The sequence below is a fragment of the Bradyrhizobium sp. Leo114 genome, assembly GCF_055229415.2.
The window spans coordinates 1-2792 of record NZ_JBUYEN020000136.1; the positions used below are offsets into that span (position 1 = coordinate 1).

2 protein-coding genes and 1 pseudogene are annotated in these 2792 nt (G+C 59.0%); all 3 read left to right on the plus strand.

Going from position 1 to position 2792, the window contains the following annotated elements; translation table 11 throughout:
* Window positions 1-24: 24 nt before the first annotated feature.
* Entirely contained in the window at window positions 25-1278 is a 1254-nt protein-coding gene (gene ltrA, locus ACZIRK_RS44850) for a group II intron reverse transcriptase/maturase (RefSeq protein ID WP_463703286.1), read from the plus strand.
* A gap of 80 nt (window positions 1279-1358) precedes the next feature.
* Window positions 1359-2172, plus strand: a pseudogene (tnpC, locus tag ACZIRK_RS44855) (IS66 family transposase); the annotation flags it as partial.
* A 13-nt stretch (window positions 2173-2185) separates the two neighbouring features.
* Entirely contained in the window at window positions 2186-2557 is a 372-nt protein-coding gene (locus ACZIRK_RS44860) for a DUF3024 domain-containing protein (protein ID WP_028167603.1), read from the plus strand.
* Window positions 2558-2792 lie beyond the last annotated feature (235 nt).

A 2792-nucleotide genomic window follows, 5' to 3' on the forward strand; every position in this document is an offset into this window, starting at 1 on the left:
GCAACTGGCAACAGGAGGACGGCGGTGAACCAGCCAAGCAAACCGTTCAACATCGACAAAAGAAAGGTGTACGAAGCGTATCTGCAGGTGCGATCTAATGGTGGCGCAGCCGGTGTCGACGGAGTGACGATTGAGGAATTTGAATCCGACTTGAAGAGTAACCTCTACAAGATTTGGAATCGAATGAGCTCAGGCGCCTACTTCCCGCCACCTGTTCGTGCCGTCTCCATTCCGAAGAAGAGCGGAGGCCAAAGGATCCTCGGGGTGCCAACTGTGGCGGATCGCGTGGCACAAACAGTTGCCAAACAACTCATTGAACCGACTCTGGACGCAATCTTTCTGGCGGATTCCTATGGCTATAGGCCCGGCAAATCGGCTCTTGATGCCGTAGGCGTCACGCGCAAGCGTTGCTGGAAGTACGACTGGGTTCTTGAATTCGATATCAAGGGGCTGTTTGACAACATTGACCACGAGCTTCTGCTGCGGGCTGTCCGGAAACATGCAAAGTGCGAGTGGGCGTTGCTCTACATCGAACGATGGCTGACAGCGCCGATTGCGCAAGAGGATGGAGCTGTCGTCGAGCGAAGCTGCGGCACCCCGCAAGGGGGAGTAGTGAGCCCGATTCTCGCCAATCTCTTCATGCACTATACATTTGATCTCTGGATGGCACGAACGTTCCCTGAACTCAGGTGGTGCCGGTATGCTGACGACGGGTTGATACACTGCCAGAGTGAGGTGGAGGCGCAGAGCGTTTGCGAAGCGCTGAGAATTCGACTGGCCGAGTGTCGTCTGGAATTGCATCCGACGAAGACGAGGATTGTCTACTGCAAGGACGATCGACGCCAAGGCAAGAGCGAGACGGTTATGTTCGACTTTCTCGGATATTGCTTCCGGCCGAGGTCAGTCCGGGGGCCGTACTCGCAGAAAATTTTCTGCGGGTTCACTCCGGCGGTCAGCAAGTCAGTGCTGAACGCGATGCGGGCAACGATCCGAGACTTGAACTTTCGTAGGCGGCCAAATCTGACGCTGGACGACATTGCCCGCGAACTAAACCCGATAGTTCGGGGGTGGATCGCGTACTATGGGCAATACATGCGCTCGGCGCTATATCCGATGGCCCGCTACATCAACCAAACAATAGCTATCTGGTTGAAGCGAAAGTACAAGCGCTTCCGCCATCGGTTGGGGCGCGCTCGTATCTTCCTGGAGAAGATCGCTCGCGAGAACCGCAGACTCTTTGCTCACTGGCAACTCGGTATTGGCGACAAGCTTGCCTGATGGGAGCCGGGTGAGGTGAGAGCCTCACGCCCTGGTTCTGCGAGAGGCCGGAGGTGAAATCCCTCCGGCCTACTCACCCCACGGTGCCGGTCCTTGCCAAAGGCAAGACCCGGACCGGCCGGCTCTGGACCTATGTGCGCGACGACCGGCCATTTGCCGGACCGGATCCCCCGGCGGCGGTGTTCTTCTACTCGCCGGATCGTGGCGGTGAGCATCCGGAACAGCATCTGGCAGGCTATGCCGGACTGATGCAGGCCGACGCCTACCGGGGCTTCAGCAAACTCTACGCGGCCAGTCGCAAAGTAGGCCCGATCGTCGAGGCGGCGTGCTGGGCCCACGGCAGGCAAGTTCTTTGACCTCGCACGGCTCACCAAGGCACCGATTGCAGCCGAGGCGGTCAAGCGCATCGATGCCCTGTTCGCCATCGAGCGCGAGATTAACGGTCTGACGCCGCAAGAGCGTCTGCGTGTACGCCAGGAGCGCAGTCGCCCCCTGGTCGTTGAGCTGCAGGCTTGGCTGCGTGAGCAGCGCGCCAAGCTCTCCAAAAACAACGACACGACCAAGGCGATCAATTACAGCCTCAGCCGCTGGGATGCATTTACCCGCTTCCTCGATGACGGGCGCCTTTGCATGTCGAACAATGCCGCCGAACGTGAGCTACGGGCCGTCGCCGTAGGAAGAAGAAACTGGACCTTCGCCGGCTCCGATGAGGGCGGCCGGCGTGCGGCTGCCATCTACACCCTGATTGCCAGCGCCAAGCTCAACGACGTCGATCCGCAGGCCTGGCTCGCCGACGTGCTCGCGCGCATCAATGATCATGCTATCCAGAGGCTGGACGAGCTTCTGCCCTGGAACTGGCGAAAGCCAACGCCTGATCATGTCGAAGCAGCGTGAGCCAAGAGGACACATGAGAGCGAGCGGTCTGTCCGCGGCAGATAAATTGGCGGTGACGGCCGCCTGCCAGCAGTTGATCGACGACTTTTTGAAGCCCCGCTTCCTGCCCACTATCCGACCGACGCAGTTCAACTATCCCGTCGATATCCTGGGAAAGTGGCACGGCACCAAATATCGCTTCATTCAACGCTACCGCTCCGGCTTTCTAGAGAACCTCGGCGAAGAGTTTGACGCCCCGTTCGCTCGCCTCGACTGGATCAGCCGTGATCGCTTCGACATCCAGTGGCACCGTCACACCGGAGAATGGTTCTGCCTCCATCGCGGCCTCACTCTCGCCGAAGCGATTGACACGCTAAGATCCGACGGATTGCTCCATCCACTTTAAACACGGAACTCCGCAAGGTCAGGTATCCCGGGTCCTCACCGGACGGATAGTGCGCCAGTGAAACTGGCGAAGGATAGTCGATGAAAGTTCGATACAGGAAAGGAGTAACGACCCACCTTGGCCCCGAGTCATGCGGAGGCGTTCGTGAGGACGACTTCGAAGCGTTGACAGGGGAAACCGCAGGCCAGCCATTGAGCCGCGAAATCGGAAGTCTGGAGCGCCGACGCTGTTATCC